We start from the raw sequence: 20,649 nt of genomic DNA, 5'->3' as shown, positions 1-20,649 counted from the left end.
TTGTTCTTAACACCTCATCATCATCCGTGAGTCTATCAGTGTTGTTAAAATAGGCAGGTATCCTGACTTATGCTTCATATAATTTCTTTCACCTTCCCGTTTTCACAGTGGCACAAAAAAGAAATCTCAGCATTTACAGTGGCGGGACCGTGTTGGAGTTTCACCAAACTTCCCTTTTAAACACGAAGTGAAATATTCGTGTACCTATTTTCCTTTTGAAAGGAATTTAACAAGCGATATGATATTGAAACAAATTCTAACACAATTTTCGGAATTTTGTCCACTGTTTTAAAATAAGAAAATTCTAAAGTTTTTTATTTCTTTTTATTCGGAAAATTAAGTTTTTTTGATGTTTATTTATTATTAAAATGAGGGTGTTTTGAGTTGCGAGGAATAATTATAGTGTTAAGTTTTTCTAAAAGAGGAGGCACCTCTTTTAGAAAAACTTAATCATTATCTACACCTATTTCTGAAAGACGACCTGCAGTTGCATCTTGTAAGAGCGTGTTTAGCCAATGTAATTCAACATTAATATGCTCAATGACGCTTTGTAGAATATATAGTTGAGCACGAGGAACTAGTTGTTTATTATGATCGTATATCGTTTGCATTGTATGTAAATAGAGCATTGTATCATCTCTCTTTTTTTTCAAAATAGGAACTAGAGCTTGTTCGTCGCTAAAGTGAGCGAAAGAGAGCGCTGAATAAATAGGTTTATATATTTGGTTTTTCGCTTCAAATTGTTTTAATAATAAGGTGTGGAAAAGGGCTTTTCCTTCCTCTGTTATATGGAAGATTGTTTTATCTGGTCTATTCGTATCTCTAACAATATTGGTAATGCTAATCGCACCTTGTTTTTCTAATTGCTCGAAGGCGTAGTATAGCGATCCCTTGGCATATTTAATATAACAATCCATTTGTCTTTCTTTCATTATGTGCTGCACTTCATAGGGATGTTTATCTCCTTCGAGTAACAAGCCGAGAATGACTAACTTCATGCTCATGCTGTCTCAACTCCTGTATATAGAAACTTTATATATATTATAAACGGTATATCCTCTTTCATAAAGGGATATACCGTTTCGTTTTTCTATATTAGCTTACTTGTTTTTGTTTTTGCTTTGTTTTTGGTCCTGTTAAAAGACGTTCATTTCCCATAAGTAAAATACAAATTATACTTAGCGTAGCTGGGATAAGTGCCCAGAAAAATGTATTAGCAATAGATGTTGCAAGAGCCTCTTTAATTCCGCTCAGTACTTCAGGAGGTAGCTTTTCAGTAGCATTTGGTGATAATAAAAAGCTTGTGTCTCCACCTTTAGGAGCCATTTTTTCTAGTTCAGGAGGGAAGACTGCTTTTAATTTATCAGTGAAAACATGATTTTGAATCGTACCGAAAATCGTGACGCCAAGGGTCATTCCAAGTGAACGGAAGAATGAGTTCGTGGATGTAGCAGAACCGCGATCTCTCATTTCTAGTTTGTGGATAGATGCCATACTTAAAACTGAGAAGGAGAATCCAACTCCAAGTCCAGCAAGCACCATAAACATTGTTACGAGTGTACGAGGTGTTTCCATAGTTAAAGTACTTAGTAAATAAATTCCAAGAACGAAGAAAACTCCAGATACTGTCATGATGTTACGATAACTTGTTCGTGAAGCTAATTGTCCACCAGTTTGACTGCCGATTACAGATCCTACCATCATAGGTGTCAAAATTAATCCAGCATTTGAGGCTGAACCACCGAGAACACCTTGAACGAAGATTGGAATATAAACTGTGCAGATGATAAAAGCTGCACCATAGAAAAAGGCAACACCTTGGCTAGCTGCAAATAAAGGTTTTTTAAATAAATGGAAAGAAATAATAGGCTCGGTTGCGTTTCTTTCTACGAAGAAGAAAATAATAAGCAGAATAACAACAGTTGAAAATAAACCAATAATCACATTAGAGTCCCATGCGTATTCTTTACCACCAAGTTCTAAAGCAAACATTAAGCAAACGATACTAATGACAAGCGTAATAGCACCAGCCCAGTCAATTTTTTGTTTTCGATATTCTAGAGACTCGCTATAGTATTTAGTAATGAAGAAGAAGGAAATAAGTCCTAACGGAATATTAATATAGAAGACCCAGTGCCAACTTATATAATCTGTAATGTAAGCACCTAATAAAGGTCCGAAAACACTAGATGTTCCGAAAACAGCACCAAATAGTCCGGTCATTTTTCCTCGTTTTTCAGGCGGGAATATATCATACATAATTGTAAATGCGATAGGCATAAGAGCGCCGCCACCAATTCCTTGAATGGCTCTATAAATACTTAGTTGTTCAATACTTGATGCTGTCCCGCAAAGTGCAGAACCGAATAAGAAAAGAATTAATCCGCCAATAAAAAAGCGTTTCCGTCCGTACATATCAGACAGCTTACCGAAAATAGGCATTCCGGCCATTGTTGCTACCATGTAGGCGGATGTGACCCAAACGAATTTGTCGAACCCTCCTAAGTCTCCGACAATCGTTGCCATCGCAGTTGCGACGATTGTGTTATCCATTGCTGCCATTAGAATACCAAGTAGTAAACCAGCAACAACAAATTTTGTTTTACTTGAATCGTTTTTTGATAGTTGTGCTTCCAAAAGTAGCCCTCCTTTAATAAAAATTAAACTAACTTAAGTTTTTTAGTGCAATGCATAAAAAAACTTTATGTACAGTTTGTATCGTTCCTCTTCATTTTATAAAAAATTGCACTGACATGATATAAAGGATGGAAATCATAAATTATATTATAGTCAAATTTGACTAAAAGGCAAATGTTTTCTAACGCCAAATTATTTTATCGGGCTTTAACTGCCTGTTAAAGCCCGATTGGTAAAAGCTAATAATCAGTGGGGGATGGACAAAACCCCCACTGATTAAAGTTTCACTTTATTATAATGACCAAAAGAGAGTAAGAATTTATTTTGTTATGTAGTCAAGGAAGGAAATTGTAAAAAAATATTTAATAAAGTATAACCTGTGTCAACCTATTAAAAATGGTTTTTTCTTTATATTGTCGAATAGGATAAAAGGAAAAGAAAAATTTGATATGGTTTGTAACAAGCTAAATATTTTTTCTAAGTGTAGTTTATTGCATCGAGAGGCAGAATACAGTTGTATAGATGATATATCTGGAATGAGGTGAATATATTATGAAAATATGGAAACGAATTTCGGATCAAGGAAGGTATTCTATACCGTTACAGCCGGTTTTGTGGATTGATGGTTCTAAAAAGGACACGGAAGCATCCAATGTAGCAGTCACATTGCAAATCCGTAGTATGTATAAAGAAAAATTTTCGTATGAGATGATCTATGATGTTAATGACATACTAATTATTCGACTTGAAGTTGAAAATAAAGGCGTTGAAATGATTTCGCGAGTAGTTGTAAGTCATATGATTCGTGATTATTTCGCGTATATCCCAAACTCTTTAAAAGCAGATAAGGGAATAAGTGAGTTTTTATTTCAGCTTGTAAGGTGGCGAATCGATAATTTATCACCGAATGAAAAGGTAGAATTAATTTGTCAAATAAAAGCAAATAAAGATAAAGCTCCTCCCAATTCATTATTTCAGGCTACATATACATTTCAATATAAAGGTGTATCATATGGACCGCTACAAACAAATGAAGTGGTTGTCAGAAAATGATAAGAAGGAACCTGTGCGAAAGGTTCCTTCTTTAATGAAGATTGTGCTTCTTGAGTAATTTCTTTTGTTCCACTCCCTTTTTTCCAATATAGTTATTTTTGTATCCAAAATATAGAATGAATAGAAATGAAATAACATTTACTATAGCGTCAATTTGATCGTTTGTAATGAAGTTTATTCCGAAAGAGTTAAATAGTAATTTTAATGATAACAAAAAGCCAGCTAGTAAGCGCATAATATCTAATAGATTTTCTTTTTGAGGCATATAGGTCACTCCTTCCTAAAAACGATATATAGTATATATATGAAATAAAATAGAAAAGGTATACAAACTTAAGTAGAAATGTACATTAAATATGTACATTTTTTATTTTATAGAAAAACATTATTGTTATAGAAACATATATTGGTATAAAAGGGGGAGAGTATGAAACATAAAGGGAAAATTAGTGGATTATTACTTGGGAACACAGTTGCGGTTACAGAATGGATTGCACTTCAGGATGTAATTGCTAAGCTAGATTCGAGATCATTTTTAACCGTCTTTATTATTTATATATTGCAAATGATACTAAGCTATTATTTTGGACATTGGTACGATAAAAGAACGAATACGCGTGTAAATATTGAAGTAGGAGGAATGACGAATAACGATTTTGTCGTTGATTTTTTTGGAAAAGTAGCTGCTTTATCAGAAAGAGATTCTCGTAATATCACAGTGTATATTCTTTCCGTAAAAGAATGGGATGTATTAAAAGACACAGTGCAAGAAAAAAAGTTAGATGAGCTAGTCCAAAGAGTAGAACGTACAATTGTAAAGACAGTTCGAAAAGGCGATGTAGTTACGAGGTGGGATGAAAATAAATATGTTATCGTAGCTGTTGATAATGGCTATGAAAAGTCAACAATAACAAGCCGATTAATCAAAAATATTCAAAATGAAATAGCGAATGATTTATTAAGTGTCACACTATTATTTGGGGCTGCAAGTTATCCTATAGAAGGGAAAACTTTTGAAGATTTGTTTAGAAAGGCACAAAATCAATTGTATAATTATAGAAACTTGCAAAGTCATGAATGAAACTTTGATTTGAAGAAGTATGATATAAAGATTTTTTGTAACATTTTTTTGTCTTTTGTTACAAGAAAACTTTTTTTTGTAACAAAAGTCTTTAAAAATATATGAAATCAGCATATAATTGTGTGTGGATGTGTCAATGCATTTTGCACAATGTTTTCAGTTTAAAAGTGTAGAGGAAAACATGCTCTACACTTTTCCTTTTTAAGAAATTAAAAGAATCTTTGTAAGAGTTGCGAGGTCCCCTTTGCAATATGTAAAATGGACAAAGAGGTTATTTGATAGAAAGTGAGAAAGGGAATGATAGACGTGAGAGGTCAACGATCATCTTTTATCAGGTGAAATATTATAGTGTTTCTTGCAGTAGGTAAGATTAAGGTAAATACCTTTATGTTTTAAGACATTACATAATTTCAAGTGCGAAAATTGTACAAGCAGTATAAATAATTATTGATGATCTTCGTAAAAAAGATGCGAGCGTGAAATAGATAAAGAAGTTACATGTTTTTCATGGGATTTTTGGCACGATGGTCGCTTATTAATAGGAGGAAAAGATGTTGAAATATAATAAATTAGCAATTGTAACTGCATTATCAATGACTTTACTAGCTGGTTGTTTCGGCCCAAAACCAGAAGAGGAGCTATATGTTGCATTTGAAAATGCTGCCAAGCAAGAAAAAACAATGTTTGAAGATGCGAAAAAATTGGAGTCATTAGAGAAAGAGGGGCAAGTATTATATAATCAAATTGTCCAAGAAGGAAAAGATAATAATCAGGCTGTTAAGGATAAGCTTGATCAAGCGGTGAAAAATACAGCTGAGCGAGAAAAAGTTCTTATTAAAGAAAAAGAGGCGTTAAATAAAGCGCAAGAAGAAGTGAAGTCAGCGGATAAGCATGTGAAGAAAATTGAAGATAATAAATTAAAAGACCAGGCGGATAAAGTAAAGAGTACTTATGAGAAACGACATGATTCATTCCAAAAGATGTACGATAGCTATAATAAATCTTTAAAGCAAGAAAAAGAATTATATACAATGCTACAAGATAAAGGTACAAAATTAAAAGATATTAGCGAGAAAGTGAAGTTAGTAAACCAAGCATATAAAGATATTGAGACAGAAAAAGATAAGTTTAATGAATATACGAAATCATATAATACAGAAAAAGTTGCATTCTATAAACAAGCGAATATTAAAATTAAGGAAGATAAAAAATAAAACAGTTTGGCCTAATATGGGCCAAACTGTTTTATTTTTTTGTATAGGTACGGCTATACCATGGAACTGCTTCGCTTAATTTTTTTTCTTGTTTTAATGCTTCAGGACCAATATAATCTTGAAGTGTTTTTTTTGCTATTGTTAAAGATAAGGTTGTTTTCGGATTTCGATAGGAGGATTCAAGGTGACCAAGATGCGGTAGGGTGCGAAAATCATCTTTCGTAGGAGGGATATGGAAAAAATAATCACCTAAACGTATAAGAACATCGGATTGTTGTTGACTAAAACGTGGATTTCTAGAAAAATGTAATCCTTCTTTAATAGCCTTTTTTTCAGTAATTAAGCGTTCTAAAGCAGTCTTTTTTAACCAATATAAGTACTTAGGGTTAGTTGCAGCTTTAGCATGACGATTCACAACGAAAATAGATTGAGCTAGTCTATTAATAGAATGTTGATTATGTAATTGAGATTGGGGTTGTGAAGGTTTCATATTGAATCTCCTTTCAATTTTTCCTTATTATAGCATAAATAAAATGGGTTTTTATTATATGCAAAAAGTAATTGTATATATTTTCAATATTAAAGCAATATTGTTACAAAAAACAACTATTTTGTATAATAGTGATAGAATATGTTTCAGAAATTTGATAATGAAAGAGTGAGAAGTTTGAAAGAAATATTAAAATTACAATATGCCATTATAGATATTGGATCTAATACAATGCGTTTAGTTATTTATGAAAAGCAAAATGGAGGCTTTTATAAAGAAATTGAAAATACGAAAGTGGTTGCTCGGTTAAGAAATTATTTAATCGATGGTGTTTTGAATGAAGAAGGTAAAGAAGTATTGTTACAAACATTATTTCAATTTCAAGAAAGTACAAAATTCCATCAGTTGCATCATGTACTTTGTGTTGCAACGGCAACAATTAGACAGGCTGAGAATCAAGAGGAGATTAAAAAACTTGTTGAAGGACAAACAGACTTTACTCTTAGAGTATTATCAGAATATGAGGAAGCACGTTACGGCTATTTAGCAGTTATGAATTCTACTTCGTTTTCGGAAGGAATAACAGTAGATATTGGTGGCGGAAGTACGGAAGTTACATATATTAAAAATAGAGAGATTTTAGAGTACCATAGTTTTCCTTTTGGTGCGCTTTCTTTAAAACATCTATTTATTAAAGGTGATATTCCTACTAAAGATGAATTAGAGGAAATTCGAGAGTATTTAGAGTGTCAATTTCGAACGTTACCATGGTTAATTGATAAGAAATTGCCTCTTATTGCAATTGGTGGTAGTGCGAGAAACTTAGCGAAAATCCACCAAAATTTAACAAACTACCCTATAGCGGGAGTACATTTATACAAAATGAAAGAAGAAGATATTGAAAATGTAAAAGGTGCATTGGAAAAACAATCGTTTATCGAACTTCAGAAAATGGAAGGATTGGCAAAAGATCGAGCTGATACAATTATTCCAGCGGTTGAAGTATTTCATAAACTTGTAAATATTATAGAAGCAACGGCATTTGTATTAAGCAAAAAAGGATTAAGAGAAGGTGTTTTCTATGAAGAGTTGACGAAAGATTTAGGGATTTCATATTATCCGAATGTAGTTGAAGAAAGCTTACATTTGTTATCACACGAATATGAAATGGATATGGAATTTGTCATTCAACTTATTAAACATGGAAGATTGATTTGTAAACAACTCGAAGAAATGGGACTGATTTCTGTTTCAATAAAAGACTGGGAAGCATTCCATCAAGCAGCGAAAGTATTTAATATTGGAAAATATATAGACGAAGAAGCGAGTCGTTTACACACGTTTTATTTATTGGCAAATAAAACAATTGACGGCATGATGCATAAAGATCGAGTGAGGTTAGCGCTTATTGCATCTTATAAATCAAAAATGCTATTTAAACAACATTTATCTCCATTTGAAGGTTGGTTTGATAAAAGCGAACAAAAAAAAATCCGCCTATTAGGCGCTGTTTTACAATTTTCAGCTGCTTTAAATGTAAGACAAAGATCGCTTGTTGATACGATATCCATAACAGAAAATAAAGAAGGATTAACGTTTAGAATTTTATGTGAGCAATCGGCATTAGCAGAAAAAGTACAAGCTGAAAAACAAAAAAAGCAGCTAGAAAGAGTATTGAAAACAAATATTCACTTATCATTTGAATCAAAACGTTAAGTTGTACGGATGTCTTTACAGAAAATTAACACTTTGGAATATTGTAATTTGATAAAATGAAAGTAACTAAATTATAGTGAAAAAGTTTCAAAGGGAAGTGTGAAGAGAATGGAATTGCTAAAGGGGAATTTAGTAAATTTAAATGATACAGCGTATTATAATAATCGTGAATTAAGCTGGCTAGCATTTAATGAACGTGTACTACAAGAAGCGCAAGATGAAAATAATCCACTATTAGAAAGACTAAAGTTTATTAGTATTTTTAGTTCGAATTTAGATGAATTTTTTATGGTGCGCGTAGCAGGTTTGAAAGATCAAGTAAGTGCGGGATTTAATCAGCCAGAAAATAAAGCAGGTTTAACACCAAAGAAACAGTTAAATAAGATTGCGATAAAATCGCATGAGTTAATGACTGTGCAGTATGAAACGTTTAAAAATTATGTATTGCCAGCGCTTGAACTAGAGGGGATTGAGCGTTTAACATTCCATGATTTGACGAAAGAGCAAAGGGAATTTATCGAGGAGTATTTTGATGAACAAATATTTCCGGTTTTAACCCCTGTATCTATTGATGCGTATCGTCCATTTCCAATGTTATTAAATAAAAGTTTGAATTTAGCTACTATTTTATATGATGAGCAACAGGCTGAGGAAGAAAATCGTACGAAGTTAGGAATTGTACAAGTGCCTTCATTACTGGAGCGTTTCATATTTTTACCGAGTGAAGGGCAAAAACATAAATTTATTTTATTAGAAGATGTAATTAGTGGTTTTACTCATAAACTATTCACAGGATATAACGTATCACCTGTTACTCGTTTCCGTATTACACGTAATGCGGATTTAACGATCCATGAAGAAGGTGCACGCGATTTATTAAAAGTAATTGAAAAAGAATTGAAAAAGCGTAAGTGGGGAGCTGCCGTTCGTTTAGAAGTTGGTAAAGAACACATTGATGAAAGAGTGTTAGCGTTATTGTATGATGTGTTAGAAGTAAAAGATGAAGATGTGTACATGATGGATGGACCGTTAGATTTAACATGTTTATTCTCCTTATATAAAAAATTAGCGCCTTTATATGAACATCTAGTATATCCGGCTCTTATTCCTCAACCTCCTCAAGATTTAGGTGATGAGGAAGATGTATTTGAAAAAGCGATAGAACATGATATTTTATTACACCATCCCTTTGAGTCGTTTCAGCCAGTCGTTGATTTTGTCCGTGATGCGGCAGATGACTCGAATGTACTTGCGATTAAACAAACATTATATCGTGTAAGTGGAGATTCTCCAATAATTCAGGCGCTGAAGGTAGCAGCTGAAAAAGGAAAACAAGTGACGGTATTGGTTGAGTTAAAGGCAAGGTTTGATGAAGAGAATAATGTTCATTGGGCTAAAGAATTGGAACAGGCCGGATGTCACGTTATTTACGGAGTAAGTCACTTGAAAACGCATAGTAAAATTACGTTAGTTGTAAGAAGAAGAAACGGAAAAATTGAAAGGTTTGTACATCTTGGAACCGGAAATTATAATGATGCAACAGCGAAGTTGTATACCGATTTTGGATATATTACATCGCGAAAAGACTTTGGTGTAGATGCAACAAATTTCTTTAATTATTTGAGTGGTTATACAAAAAAACCGCATTTTCATCATTTATCTGTTGCCCCGTTTGATATAAGAGAGCAGTTTATGGAGTTAATAGATGAGGAAATCCGTTATCATAGACAATATGGAAATGGATATATTATCGCTAAAATGAATTCGTTAACAGATAAACCGTTAATAAAAAAAATGTATGAAGCATCACAAGCTGGAGTAAGGGTAGAGCTCATCGTTAGAGGGACATGTTGTTTAAGACCTGGGATTCCAAATGTAAGTGAAAATATTCGTGTAGTTAGTGTTGTTGGAAGATATTTAGAGCATAGTCGTATTTATTATTTCCATCATAATGGAGATGAAAAAATATATTTATCTTCAGCTGATTTGATGACGCGAAATATGGAAAAACGAGTAGAAATATCCTTCCCAATTTTAGATATTGAAATGAAAGCGAGAATAAAGGCAATTTTACAGCTGGTTTTGGCTGATAATGTGAAAACACGTGAACAAAATAAAGATGGTGACTATTATTATATAATTAATAGTAGTATAGAAGAAATTGATAGCCAAGTGAATTTATTTAAGATGGCGTATCAAAATACAGACGCTGAATAGTGTGAAAAAAGTAAAAACCTCTTATTGAATTTAAGAGGTTTTTACTTTTTTTCTCTACTCATATATTCTCAAAATGGAAGGATGAGTAGAGAGAATAGTTTTTATTATAGGCGTGTGATGAGTCGGTTCGTTGAGAGAAAAACATTAGAAGAATGGTTGGTTTAAATTAATAATAGTATGGTTGTTGACAAGGCCCTCCGTAACAAGGAAAAGGTGCTGGTGGTGGGAAAGGCGGTGGATAAGGCGGATAAAACGGTCTAGGCCCGAAAGCTAATGCTCCGCCTAGCAGTCCGCCAGCAATTCCAGCTAGAAAGGGAACACCGAAAAATGGAAAGAAGCGTGAGTCGCCTGCTGGGCCAAAAGGTGCTGAACGAACTGGGATCGGTTGATAATATGGATACATGAACAAACCTCCTTTACTGGACTCATTTTTATCATATGGTGGACCAAGCGTGGATGAGCGAGTACAAGGAAGGATATGTAAGGAAATAGGCGAATTGTTACGAATGTTGTAGGATGAAGAGTGTGATTTCAGGTTTTGACATAAAGCGGAATGGGACACGTGTTCTTCCAATACCTCGATTGACATAGAGAGTCAAACCTTGAATGTTATAGAAACCTTCAATATATTCTTTTGCAAGCGACGGGGTAATAATAGCACCTAAAAAAGGAATTTGTACTTGTCCGCCATGGCTATGACCAGAAAGTTGAAGATTGATTGGATATGTAGCGATTTGTGGCGCGATATCTGGTTCGTGAACGAGAACAATTGTATAAATATTTTGTTTTGCATGTTGTAAAGTTTTCGCTATTTTTGGTTTACCCAGTAGCATATCATCGAGTCCGAAAATAGAAATTTCACTATTATCCAGTAAACGAATTCGCTTTTCGCTATTTAGCAAAAGTTCAAATCCAGATTCGCGCATGATGTGATCATAGTATTCAGTTCCATATCCGCCATGGTCGTGGTTACCATAAATAGAAAATTTACCGAAGGGTGCCTGTATATTCTTTAAAATGGATGCAACAAAAGAAGCCTCGGTATATGTTTGGTAATCATCAATGAGATCACCAGTAAAAAGGACAATATCTGGCTTTTCAGCATTAATCTTGGAAACGATTTGAGATAAATGTTGGAGAGAGAAATAGTATCCTAGATGTAAATCGCTAAATTGAAGGATCTTCATACCATGAAAACCTTTTGGTATGAGTGGTGATTTAAGTGTGTGTTGCGTAAAAGAAAGCAAATAGGGCTCTATATATTTAGCATAATAATAGCCGATGCTTGCGGTTATAAATGAACATAGACAAGTGCGCATTCCAGATTTTAAAAAATTTCTTCTTGTAATTTTCTTCATATACAGGTTACTCGAACCTCCCTTCAGTTTTTTTAAAATATATTTTAAATACTAAAAAAGTAGTATAGATTACGAAAAAAATGAACGAAAAGAAACCTCTTTACGTTAAAATATCAGAAAAATTGAAAAATATAAAGATTTCTATCAAATAAAGTGATAAAATGAATGTGTATTCATTTTTTGGAGGGGATGTATGTGAAAGAGAAGGTAGTTATTATAACAGGTGGATCAAGTGGAATGGGAAAAGGGATGGCGATACGTTTTGCGAAAGAAGGGGCACGTGTTGTTATTACAGGGCGTACAAAAGAAAAGCTAGAAGAAGCAAAGTTAGAAATTGAACAGTTTCCAGGCCAAGTATTATCTGTACAAATGGATGTACGAAATACTGATGATATTCAAAAAATGATTGAACATATTGATGAGAAGTTTGGACGAATTGATATTTTAATAAATAATGCAGCTGGAAACTTTATTTGTCCAGCAGAGGACTTATCTGTGAATGGCTGGAATTCGGTAATTAATATTGTATTAAATGGTACATTTTATTGTAGTCAGGCTATTGGGAAATATTGGATTGAAAAAGGTATAAAAGGAAATATTATTAACATGGTGGCAACTTATGCATGGGATGCAGGCCCAGGGGTTATCCATTCGGCAGCAGCTAAAGCTGGTGTATTAGCGATGACAAAAACTCTTGCTGTTGAGTGGGGACGTAAATATGGAATACGAGTTAACGCTATCGCACCAGGACCAATTGAACGTACAGGTGGTGCCGATAAATTATGGATTTCAGAAGAAATGGCTAAGCGTACAATACAAAGTGTCCCACTTGGTAGGCTGGGGACACCAGAAGAAATTGCGGGTCTAGCTTATTATTTATGTTCAGATGAAGCTGCATACATAAATGGAACTTGTATGACAATGGATGGTGGCCAGCATTTGCATCAATATCCATTTTAAAAGGGATGAAAAAAACGAATGATTTATTCATTTCTTTGTGGTAAAATATGACGAAATTGTGACACTTAAAAGAAATGTGTTTACAAGAGGGGATATATACGTTATATTTAAGACCTCTTTTTTCTTCATAGTAGAATTGCTAATTCCCCTTAGCATTTTACCCCTCTAATCCCTTCAGGAAAACTGAAGGGATTTTTTATTATTTTTCCGTAAATATCGTGTTATAATTTTTGAAAAGTAAAGGGAGGGAAGCACGTTGATAGATGCATTAGATGTAATGAGTAACTTGGATAAAGTCCTTCCTTATTATCAAGCTATTTTTAGTGCTGATGAGCATACAATAATTGGATATGAAGTTGTAGGACGAATTCAAACAGAAGAGGGCATACAAAGTTTAGCATCTTTCTTCCATGATGATTCTATTCCGAGTGAGTTCCAACTTGAAGCGGATAACATCATCGTAGAAAAAGCGTTAAATAGGTATTTAGAAACGGATCAAAAATTATTATTATTTATACATCGGAATGCTAATGTATTAATGAATGATGAAGATGAAAGTTTACTTCAACTTTTGCTGATGTATGAAGAACAAGGTTTGAACTTACAACGCATTGTTCTGGAAATAACAGAACATGAATGTAAAGAAGATATAGAACAATTTAATCATTTACTCATGTATTATCGTACATATGGTATTCAAATTTCGATTAATAAAGTCGGAACGGGTACAAGTAATTTAGAGCGTATTAGCGTGTTAGCACCGGATATTTTAAAAGTAGATTTAACAAATTTAAGGCAAACTGCACTTTTACAATCTTATCAAGATATTTTATATTCCTTATCTTTACTTGCTAGAAGAATTGGTGCGACATTGTTATATGAAGAAATTGATGCTTTTTATCAACTACAATATGCTTGGAAAAACGGTGGTAGGTATTATCAAGGTAATTATTTGAAAGAATGTTTACCTGATTTTATTGAAACGAATGTTTTAAAAGAGCGACTTGGTAATGAATGTCATCAATTTATTCTGCATGAGAAGAAGAAGTTGCAAAAAATTTATAATTTAACAGAGATGTTACGTGATCGAATTGGTGATGTTCTGTCAAAACAAAAAAAGAATGAAGATATAAATGATTGGTTATTACAATTTAGCCAAAGCATATCACAATATAGTTTTCGGATATTTATTTGTAATGAAGATGGTTTTCAACAATCGGGTAATATTATGAAAAAAGATGGTGGATGGATCATTATGCCAGAGTATTATATGAAGAACTGGAGCTGGCGCCCGTATTTTCTAGAAAATATAATGAAAATGCGTTTTGAGAATAAGGCAAGACTTTCAGATTTATATGCTGATATCGAAACTGGTGAAATGGTACGAACATTTTCATTCCCGATTGATGATGAAAACTTTTTATTTATAGATTTATCGTACGAATATTTATATGAAGAAGATGTTTTATTTTAATGCACGAAGAGATTCGTGTATTTTTTTGTTTGTTTTTATCATAAATTGGTAATAGTGAACATGATGATGAAAATGCTGTCTATCGTTGTAAAGATTTTACGAACGAAATCATCCCTTTCTTTGCATAATCATTGTTACAATGAATACTACAAAGACAAGCTCTTTTAAAAGGAAGGTGAAAAAATGAAGAAATATGGAATATGGTTTGTTCTATTTATATGTGTTGCCTTTCTAGTTGGCTATAGTGTCACAACTGTTTTAGGAAAAGAAGAAGTGAAAGTGGATCGGAAAGAAGTGTTTACAACGATACAAAAAGGTTATGAGACGCAATTTTCAATCCGCGGGAAGCAAATACCTATGAATAAGATGATAGAGACGTTATCACCATATTTTACAAATAATTTCCTTCAAGTTTTTACAGATGAAAACAGTAGAAATGAAAAACAAAGTGGTGAATATTTACTTCCAGCAAAAGAAGCTCCGTTTTCTTTTAATTCAGAAACAAAAATGTCTTATGATGAAGAACATAAAAATTTATATGTCTATGAGCGGACAAAGAGTGGACAATATCAAATTGTGACATTGCAAAAGGATAATGGAAAATGGAAATTAGCAGGGTATCATGAAAGTCAGGAACTATTGACTGAAATAAAAAGGTTACAACAATTATGAGAATAGGAATAGGTGTTGCCTATTCCTATTCTATACCGAGTAGCTGTTGTAATTTTTCAATTTGAAAACCTGCCACAACTTCTTCGTCAATTACAACTGTTGGAGTTGAATAGGATTCATAGTCATATAAAAGACGATTGCGTGCAGCAGCGTCTTTTTTTATGTCAAATTCTTCATATACAACGTTATTATGTTTTAAAAATTCTTTTACAATGGTACAAGGCGGACAATCAGGTTGTGTATAAACCTCAATTTTTTTCATTGTAATTCCTCCCTTTTTCTGTTGTTTATTATATTCTGCCAGTATAAAAAGCGCAATAAAGAAGTAAAAAGATGATCTTTCATCTTTTTACTTCTTATTTCGACAAATTTTAGTTGAGTTTCTGGCCAAGAACCTTTATCCTAGATTGTGGAACGTTTTTTCTGTTATGACGGATAGAATGAGTATAGCTGTAAAACCTATTGGTAGGAAGATCAGAGAAAGGAGAGATTTCATGTCTCTACTCCAAGGAATTTTAACTCGACTTGTTAGTCTACAAGAACAAGCTGAAAGCGGTGAAGTAGCACAACGCTATTTTGAAGTGAACGGTGAGCGCAAATGTAGCGTGAAATTTTTCGATAAAAGTGAAATGTATGAGTTAGAAGTGTATCAACAAGGTGAAAAACCTCAAGTGTATCAATTCGATAACATCGATATGGTTGCAATTGAGATTTACGATATCATTTCTTGATACATATAAAAAAGGTACTGCCAAATGGCGGTACCTTTTTTAGTTATATTAATTAATGGGCTATATAGGTAGTAGAAGTTGTAATTTAAGTCGCGATTAAATAAAAGAGTTTTTTCAAATGTATATGTATAGGAATTTTTTATTTTCCCTACAATGATAGTAAATATTAATAGGAGGTGCAAAGGATGGAACGCTTACCGATTGTTATTTGTCCTAATTGTCACAGTCATGCTGAAATTAATCACGTATTAACCGCCCAGTCTAATCAAAATGTAATATATACATGTAGATTTTGTAATTATGTAATTCGAAATATTGAAACGAATAAAGGGTAGTAAGTTATAATTTTTGTTTTTGTCCCATACAATGAGAATACGAAAAGTCTGTCTAATTGAAAGGACGTGACTATGTGGACGGTGAGCATACATTTTATAATGTTTCAGAGAGACATTTGAATTTTGATATGGTATTTAACCGTATTTGTAGTTTCATTGAAAAGGATCCGCGAAATTTATATCGATTATCTATTGGGACAGACTCACAAGCGCATCAAAAGGATACGAGGTTTATTACAGCGATACATATTCATCGTGTTGGAAAAGGAGCATGGGGATGTTTGCATCATAAATCAGTGAAAAATAAGCCAGCAACGTTGCGAGAGAAAATATATTTAGAAACACAGTTTAGTCAAGAAATCGCCTATCTATTTACTCCCAATCATATACAAGCGATATGGGATTTATTGCACCCATACGCTCAAGATGGAGCAGGATTCATAATGGAAATTCATTTAGATATCGGGAATGATGGTTTAACAAAAGAATTTATTTTAGATATGACGATGAAAATTCAAGCAATGGGATTAACAGCAAAAATTAAACCAGATGCTTATGCGGCATTTAGTTATGCAAACAGATATACGAAATAATGTGAAATGATGTCTATATATTCGCAGTCGTTAAGTATTTCTAACAAAAACTGAATATTACATCTGTTAAATAGACTGAAAAATTTATATAATGAGAGTGATGATGCGAGTGCAAGGAGAGGAGCATATGGAAAAGGAATTTGTTTTAACAAGAGAAGAAGAAAATTTATTGTTGGATATTCTGTTTCAGCAAAATTACGCGAGCGAAATTTTAGCGGTGGAGCTTACAGACATTGAGAATGGTTTAAAGCAGACAGATGTGACGCAATATAAAAAAATCACAAGATTGTTTTACCGATTAAAAAATAAAGGGTATTAAGCACTACCGGAATGGTAGTCTTTTTTTTATGTTATATGCTAAAATAGTTATGTATTTTTATTTTTATTAGAAGAATGTCAGGACAAAATAATAATATGAAAACGCTATCATAAAATGTGAATAGGATCGGAGAATATTAGCAGGAAAAAGGGAAAATGGGGGATGTAACATGATTAGTATTCCGAAAGACGAGTTTCAACAAATTCTTGTGAAGGATTTAATGATTTCATCAGATAAAGTAGCACATGTACAAATAGGGAATGGTCTAGAACATGCTTTACTCGTTCTTGTGAAATCTGGATATTCGGCGATTCCTGTTTTAGACCCTATGTATAAATTACATGGGTTAATTAGTACTGCTATGATTTTAGATGGTATTTTAGGATTAGAGCGCATTGAGTTTGAAAGACTTGAGAATATGAAAGTGGAACAAGTGATGAAGGAAGAGATTCCAGTTCTTACGTTAGAAGATTCTTTTGCAAAAGCTTTAGAAATGACAATTGATCATCCTTTTATTTGCGCTGTCAATGAAGAAGGTTACTTCGAGGGTATTTTAACACGGCGGGCTATTTTAAAATTGTTGAATAAAAAAGTGAGACAGCATAATCGATAACGTAGGGAAAGTGACTTCACAGAAAAGGCGAAGTCACTTTTTTTCGTGCATATCAGTTGTGTATGTATTATATTTAAAAAGACATAAAGCATAAGAAAAGTTTGAACTAACAAACTGTTCTAATGTATAAAAGTATGCAATTAAATTAAGGATGAAATACTTATTAAAATTAGGTGTATGGAAGCTAAGGAAAGAGGGAGAAAGTTGCAAATTGATGATTTTCAAATGATGGTTGTGTTAGCTCAGGAATCAAATATGAGAAAAGCGGCGGAACGTTTATTTGTTTCCCAACCTGCGCTTAGTCAACGATTACAATCTATGGAGAAACAATGGGGAATGAAATTTTTTATTCGTTCACAAAAAGGATTAACAATTACACCTGAAGGGGAAAAAGTTGCAAATTATGCAAAAGAAATGTTACAACGGGAAGAGGGTATTAAAAGTGAACTGGCTCTTTTTAGAACCGAAACATACGGTACGTTAAAAATAGCTGTTGCATCAGTCATTGGGCAATATTGGCTTCCACCTGTTTTGAAAAAATTTGTGCATAAGTATCCTTCTGTGAAGATATCTCTGTTTACTGGCTGGAGTAGTGAAGTGCAAAAGCAATTTTATGAAGGAGACGTTCATGTTGCTATACTGAGAGGATCACAAGAATACAAAGGGCAGAAACAACAATTATTTGAAGATGAATTATATTTAGTTGATAAAGAAATAAAAGATATTTCGATGTTAAAAGAGACAAATAGACCATTTATTCAATTTAAAAGTGATTCGACCTACTATGGACAAATACAAAATTGGTGGTATGGATTATTTTCAAATCCACCTAAGCGAACAATTGTAGTTGACCAAATTGAAACGTGCAAACAGCTTGTTTTAAATGGAATAGGTTATGCTCTTTTACCTTCGACTGTTTTAAAAGAAGTGCAGGAAAATATGTATAAAACACCTGTTCAATTAACGAGAGAAACATGGTTATTGACGAGTGACTCGGCAAGGCAGTTGAAGCAAGTACAAGCATTTTTAGAAACTATAGAAGAAATTCAAATGGAAAAATAAGATTATTGTCTTGCTACTCGCTCTATCGTTTGGTAGAGTAACATTATAAATGGATTTAGGAGGCAACAAGAATGAAAATGATGGACGCTAACGAAATTATTTCGTTTATTCAAAACAGTGAAAAGAAAACTCCTGTAAAGGTATACATAAAAGGGGATTTAAAAGAGGTAACATTCCCTGAAACAGTACAAGCATTTGTAAATAAAAAATCTGGTGTATTATTCGGAGAATGGTCTGAAATTAAGACAATTCTTGATGAAAATAACAAGCACATTGTTGACTATGTAGTTGAGAATGACCGTCGTAATTCTGCAATTCCAATGCTTGATTTAAAAGGTATTAAAGCTCGTATTGAGCCAGGCGCGATTATTCGTGACCATGTAGAAATTGGTGACAACGCTGTTATCATGATGAATGCAACAATTAACATTGGTGCTGTAATTGGTGAAGGTACTATGATCGACATGAACGCAGTGCTTGGTGGACGTGCAACAGTTGGTAAGAACTGTCACGTAGGTGCAGGTGCTGTACTTGCCGGTGTTATTGAGCCACCTTCTGCAAAACCAGTTATCGTTGAAGATGATGTTGTAATTGGTGCAAATGTAGTTGTTCTAGAAGGCGTTACAGTAGGTAAAGGTGCGGTTGTAGCAGCAGGAGCTGTTGTAACAGAAGATGTGCCTCCATATACAGTTGTTGCGGGAACTCCGGCACGTGTAATTAAAGAAATTGATGAGAAGACAAAAGCAAAAACTGAAATTAAACAAGAGCTTCGTCAATTAAACCCAGAGAAATAAAAAATGAAAAGCGTAAGAGCATGAATGTGCTCTTACGCTTTTTATAGATAGAGGTGCAAAAATGACAGTAAGCAAATTTGTCCAAGTTCGTAGAGATTTACATAAAATTCCGGAGATCGGATTTAAAGAGTGGAAAACACAACAGTATATTTTAGATTATATAGGAACGCTTCCTAATGAATATTTGGAAGTGAAAACATGGAAAACAGGTGTAATTGTTAAAGTAAATGGAAAAAATCCAGAAAAAATAATAGGTTATCGTGCAGATATAGACGGTCTACCAATTACAGAGGAAACTGGATATGAATTCTCTTCTGTCCATGAAGGAATGATGCATGCATGTGGACATGATTTGCATGCAACAATCGGTTTAGGACTTCTAACAGCGGCTGTAAGCGAAAGAATAGATGATGATCTTGTGTTTATATTCCAACCAGCTGAAGAAGGTCCAGGTGGTGCACTTCCTATGTTAGAAAGCGATGAGTTAAAAGAATGGAAGCCTAATATGATTCTTGGACTTCATATTGCGCCTGAATACTCTGTGGGAACAATTGCGACAAAAGAAGGTTTATTATTTGCGAATACATCAGAGCTATACGTTGATTTAAAAGGAAAAGGTGGACATGCTGCATATCCGCATACAGCAAATGATATGATTGTTGCAGCGAGTCATCTCGTTACACAACTTCAATCAGTTATTAGTCGTAATGTGAACCCTCTTGACAGTGCGGTAATTACAATTGGGAAAATTACAGGTGGTACAGTTCAAAACATTATCGCAGAAAAATCTCGTTTAGAAGGAACAATTCGAACGCTATCAGTGGAATCAATGAAACGTGTTAAAAGCCGAATTGAGGCAATTGTTGCGGGAATAGAAGCTTCTTTTCAATGTGAAGCTGTTATTGACTACGGAGCGATGTATCATCAAGTGTATAACCATGAGGAGCTAACGAGAGAGTTTATGCAATTTACACGTGAACAAACGACTATGGACGTAATTACGTGTACGGAGGCAATGACAGGTGAAGACTTTGGTTATATGCTTCGAGAGATACCTGGATTTATGTTTTGGCTTGGAGTAAATTCAGAATATGGTTTACATCATGCGAAATTAAAACCAGACGAAGAGGTTATTGAGAAAGCAATTGTATTTTTAAATCAATATGTGAAGTGGAAGGGAAATAGAAAGTGAACTTACTCGCTAATTGTGCAATAGTTTAGAGTGGGGACTTCTTAGTTCAGAGACGAAAACATCTTTCGTATTCGTTAGTGTTAGACATCTTCATACAAATGAGTAAAGTTGAATTTGACGTCTTAATAATGAGCAGGG

23 protein-coding genes and 1 riboswitch are annotated in these 20,649 nt (G+C 33.5%); of the genes, 16 read left to right on the top strand and 7 right to left on the bottom strand.

Annotated features, from left to right (window positions below; translation table 11 throughout):
* Window positions 1-35: 35 nt before the first annotated feature.
* Window positions 36-223: riboswitch (cobalamin riboswitch) on the bottom strand.
* Between the two features lie 223 nt (window positions 224-446).
* Both MR066_RS09850 and MR066_RS09845 read right to left on the bottom strand, forming a co-directional pair.
* Window positions 447-1,004 (bottom strand): PadR family transcriptional regulator, encoded by a 558-nt coding sequence (locus MR066_RS09850; RefSeq protein ID WP_133059844.1) that lies wholly within the window; start codon window positions 1,002-1,004, stop codon window positions 447-449.
* A gap of 91 nt (window positions 1,005-1,095) precedes the next feature.
* On the bottom strand, window positions 1,096-2,637 hold the full coding sequence (locus MR066_RS09845) for an MDR family MFS transporter (protein ID WP_002014821.1): 1,542 nt from the start codon (window positions 2,635-2,637) through the stop codon (window positions 1,096-1,098).
* 552 nt (window positions 2,638-3,189) lie between these two features.
* Between MR066_RS09845 and MR066_RS09840 the strand changes: the two genes are divergently transcribed.
* On the top strand, window positions 3,190-3,690 hold the full coding sequence (locus MR066_RS09840; RefSeq protein WP_002088356.1) for a hypothetical protein: 501 nt from the start codon (window positions 3,190-3,192) through the stop codon (window positions 3,688-3,690).
* 31 nt (window positions 3,691-3,721) lie between these two features.
* Here MR066_RS09840 and MR066_RS09835 read toward each other — a convergent pair whose 3' ends face one another.
* Window positions 3,722-3,955 carry a phage holin gene (locus tag MR066_RS09835; protein ID WP_002014824.1) on the bottom strand — a complete coding sequence of 78 codons (234 nt, stop codon included), beginning with the start codon at window positions 3,953-3,955 and terminating at the stop codon, window positions 3,722-3,724.
* Window positions 3,956-4,117: 162 nt separating this feature from the next.
* Here MR066_RS09835 and MR066_RS09830 point away from each other — a divergent pair, with 162 nt between their 5' ends.
* Both MR066_RS09830 and MR066_RS09825 read left to right on the top strand, forming a co-directional pair.
* Window positions 4,118-4,771, top strand: coding sequence for a diguanylate cyclase domain-containing protein (locus MR066_RS09830; protein ID WP_002033822.1), 654 nt, complete (start codon window positions 4,118-4,120; stop codon window positions 4,769-4,771).
* Window positions 4,772-5,322: 551 nt separating this feature from the next.
* Complete coding sequence (locus MR066_RS09825) at window positions 5,323-5,985, top strand: YkyA family protein (protein WP_002066948.1); 663 nt, start codon at window positions 5,323-5,325, stop codon at window positions 5,983-5,985.
* A gap of 31 nt (window positions 5,986-6,016) precedes the next feature.
* Here MR066_RS09825 and MR066_RS09820 read toward each other — a convergent pair whose 3' ends face one another.
* Entirely contained in the window at window positions 6,017-6,475 is a 459-nt protein-coding gene (locus MR066_RS09820; protein WP_002066920.1) for a YkyB family protein, read from the bottom strand.
* Between the two features lie 141 nt (window positions 6,476-6,616).
* Between MR066_RS09820 and MR066_RS09815 the strand changes: the two genes are divergently transcribed.
* Together MR066_RS09815 and MR066_RS09810 are read left to right on the top strand one after the other, a co-directional pair.
* Window positions 6,617-8,191, top strand: coding sequence for a Ppx/GppA family phosphatase (locus MR066_RS09815; RefSeq protein WP_044442827.1), 1,575 nt, complete (start codon window positions 6,617-6,619; stop codon window positions 8,189-8,191).
* 108 nt (window positions 8,192-8,299) lie between these two features.
* Complete coding sequence (locus tag MR066_RS09810) at window positions 8,300-10,408, top strand: polyphosphate kinase (protein WP_002014829.1); 2,109 nt, start codon at window positions 8,300-8,302, stop codon at window positions 10,406-10,408.
* A gap of 166 nt (window positions 10,409-10,574) precedes the next feature.
* Here MR066_RS09810 and MR066_RS09805 read toward each other — a convergent pair whose 3' ends face one another.
* Both MR066_RS09805 and MR066_RS09800 read right to left on the bottom strand, forming a co-directional pair.
* The gene (locus MR066_RS09805) at window positions 10,575-10,811 is read right to left on the bottom strand and encodes a hypothetical protein (protein ID WP_002014830.1); all 237 of its coding nucleotides are present in this window, start codon (window positions 10,809-10,811) and stop codon (window positions 10,575-10,577) included.
* 97 nt (window positions 10,812-10,908) lie between these two features.
* Window positions 10,909-11,766 carry a metallophosphoesterase gene (locus MR066_RS09800; RefSeq protein ID WP_242246942.1) on the bottom strand — a complete coding sequence of 286 codons (858 nt, stop codon included), beginning with the start codon at window positions 11,764-11,766 and terminating at the stop codon, window positions 10,909-10,911.
* Window positions 11,767-11,961: 195 nt separating this feature from the next.
* On the opposite strand from MR066_RS09800, the gene fadH reads away from it, so the two are divergent.
* The 3 genes from fadH to MR066_RS09785 all read left to right on the top strand — a co-directional run bounded on the left by fadH (window position 11,962) and on the right by MR066_RS09785 (window position 14,872).
* Window positions 11,962-12,726: a 2,4-dienoyl-CoA reductase gene (gene fadH, locus MR066_RS09795; RefSeq protein ID WP_002142976.1), complete on the top strand. Its 765-nt coding sequence runs from the start codon at window positions 11,962-11,964 to the stop codon at window positions 12,724-12,726.
* Between the two features lie 256 nt (window positions 12,727-12,982).
* A complete protein-coding gene (locus MR066_RS09790; protein WP_002033827.1) occupies window positions 12,983-14,200 on the top strand; it encodes an EAL domain-containing protein in 1,218 nt (405 codons plus the stop codon).
* 183 nt (window positions 14,201-14,383) lie between these two features.
* Window positions 14,384-14,872: a DUF3993 domain-containing protein gene (locus MR066_RS09785; protein WP_002014834.1), complete on the top strand. Its 489-nt coding sequence runs from the start codon at window positions 14,384-14,386 to the stop codon at window positions 14,870-14,872.
* A gap of 25 nt (window positions 14,873-14,897) precedes the next feature.
* Here MR066_RS09785 and MR066_RS09780 read toward each other — a convergent pair whose 3' ends face one another.
* Window positions 14,898-15,134 carry a glutaredoxin domain-containing protein gene (locus MR066_RS09780; protein ID WP_002014835.1) on the bottom strand — a complete coding sequence of 79 codons (237 nt, stop codon included), beginning with the start codon at window positions 15,132-15,134 and terminating at the stop codon, window positions 14,898-14,900.
* Between the two features lie 232 nt (window positions 15,135-15,366).
* On the opposite strand from MR066_RS09780, the gene MR066_RS09775 reads away from it, so the two are divergent.
* From MR066_RS09775 to MR066_RS09740, 8 genes are all read left to right on the top strand, one after another.
* Window positions 15,367-15,603 carry a YkuJ family protein gene (locus MR066_RS09775; RefSeq protein ID WP_000055151.1) on the top strand — a complete coding sequence of 79 codons (237 nt, stop codon included), beginning with the start codon at window positions 15,367-15,369 and terminating at the stop codon, window positions 15,601-15,603.
* Window positions 15,604-15,788: 185 nt separating this feature from the next.
* Complete coding sequence (locus MR066_RS09770; RefSeq protein ID WP_002033828.1) at window positions 15,789-15,938, top strand: hypothetical protein; 150 nt, start codon at window positions 15,789-15,791, stop codon at window positions 15,936-15,938.
* Between the two features lie 74 nt (window positions 15,939-16,012).
* Window positions 16,013-16,531, top strand: coding sequence for a ribonuclease H-like YkuK family protein (locus MR066_RS09765; protein ID WP_002033829.1), 519 nt, complete (start codon window positions 16,013-16,015; stop codon window positions 16,529-16,531).
* Between the two features lie 127 nt (window positions 16,532-16,658).
* On the top strand, window positions 16,659-16,850 hold the full coding sequence (gene abbA, locus MR066_RS09760; RefSeq protein WP_002145987.1) for an antirepressor AbbA: 192 nt from the start codon (window positions 16,659-16,661) through the stop codon (window positions 16,848-16,850).
* 169 nt (window positions 16,851-17,019) lie between these two features.
* Complete coding sequence (gene cbpB / locus MR066_RS09755) at window positions 17,020-17,463, top strand: cyclic-di-AMP-binding protein CbpB (RefSeq protein ID WP_002014839.1); 444 nt, start codon at window positions 17,020-17,022, stop codon at window positions 17,461-17,463.
* Between the two features lie 177 nt (window positions 17,464-17,640).
* Window positions 17,641-18,525 carry a LysR family transcriptional regulator gene (locus tag MR066_RS09750; protein WP_242246939.1) on the top strand — a complete coding sequence of 295 codons (885 nt, stop codon included), beginning with the start codon at window positions 17,641-17,643 and terminating at the stop codon, window positions 18,523-18,525.
* Window positions 18,526-18,596: 71 nt separating this feature from the next.
* Window positions 18,597-19,319: a 2,3,4,5-tetrahydropyridine-2,6-dicarboxylate N-acetyltransferase gene (dapD, locus tag MR066_RS09745; protein WP_002014841.1), complete on the top strand. Its 723-nt coding sequence runs from the start codon at window positions 18,597-18,599 to the stop codon at window positions 19,317-19,319.
* A 61-nt stretch (window positions 19,320-19,380) separates the two neighbouring features.
* Window positions 19,381-20,511: an N-acetyldiaminopimelate deacetylase gene (locus tag MR066_RS09740; RefSeq protein WP_002033831.1), complete on the top strand. Its 1,131-nt coding sequence runs from the start codon at window positions 19,381-19,383 to the stop codon at window positions 20,509-20,511.
* Window positions 20,512-20,649 lie beyond the last annotated feature (138 nt).

The sequence above is a fragment of the Bacillus cereus group sp. BfR-BA-01523 genome, assembly GCF_022662615.1.
GTDB lineage: Bacteria > Bacillota > Bacilli > Bacillales > Bacillaceae_G > Bacillus_A > Bacillus_A mycoides.
This window is presented reverse-complemented; position numbering and strand designations above follow the sequence as displayed.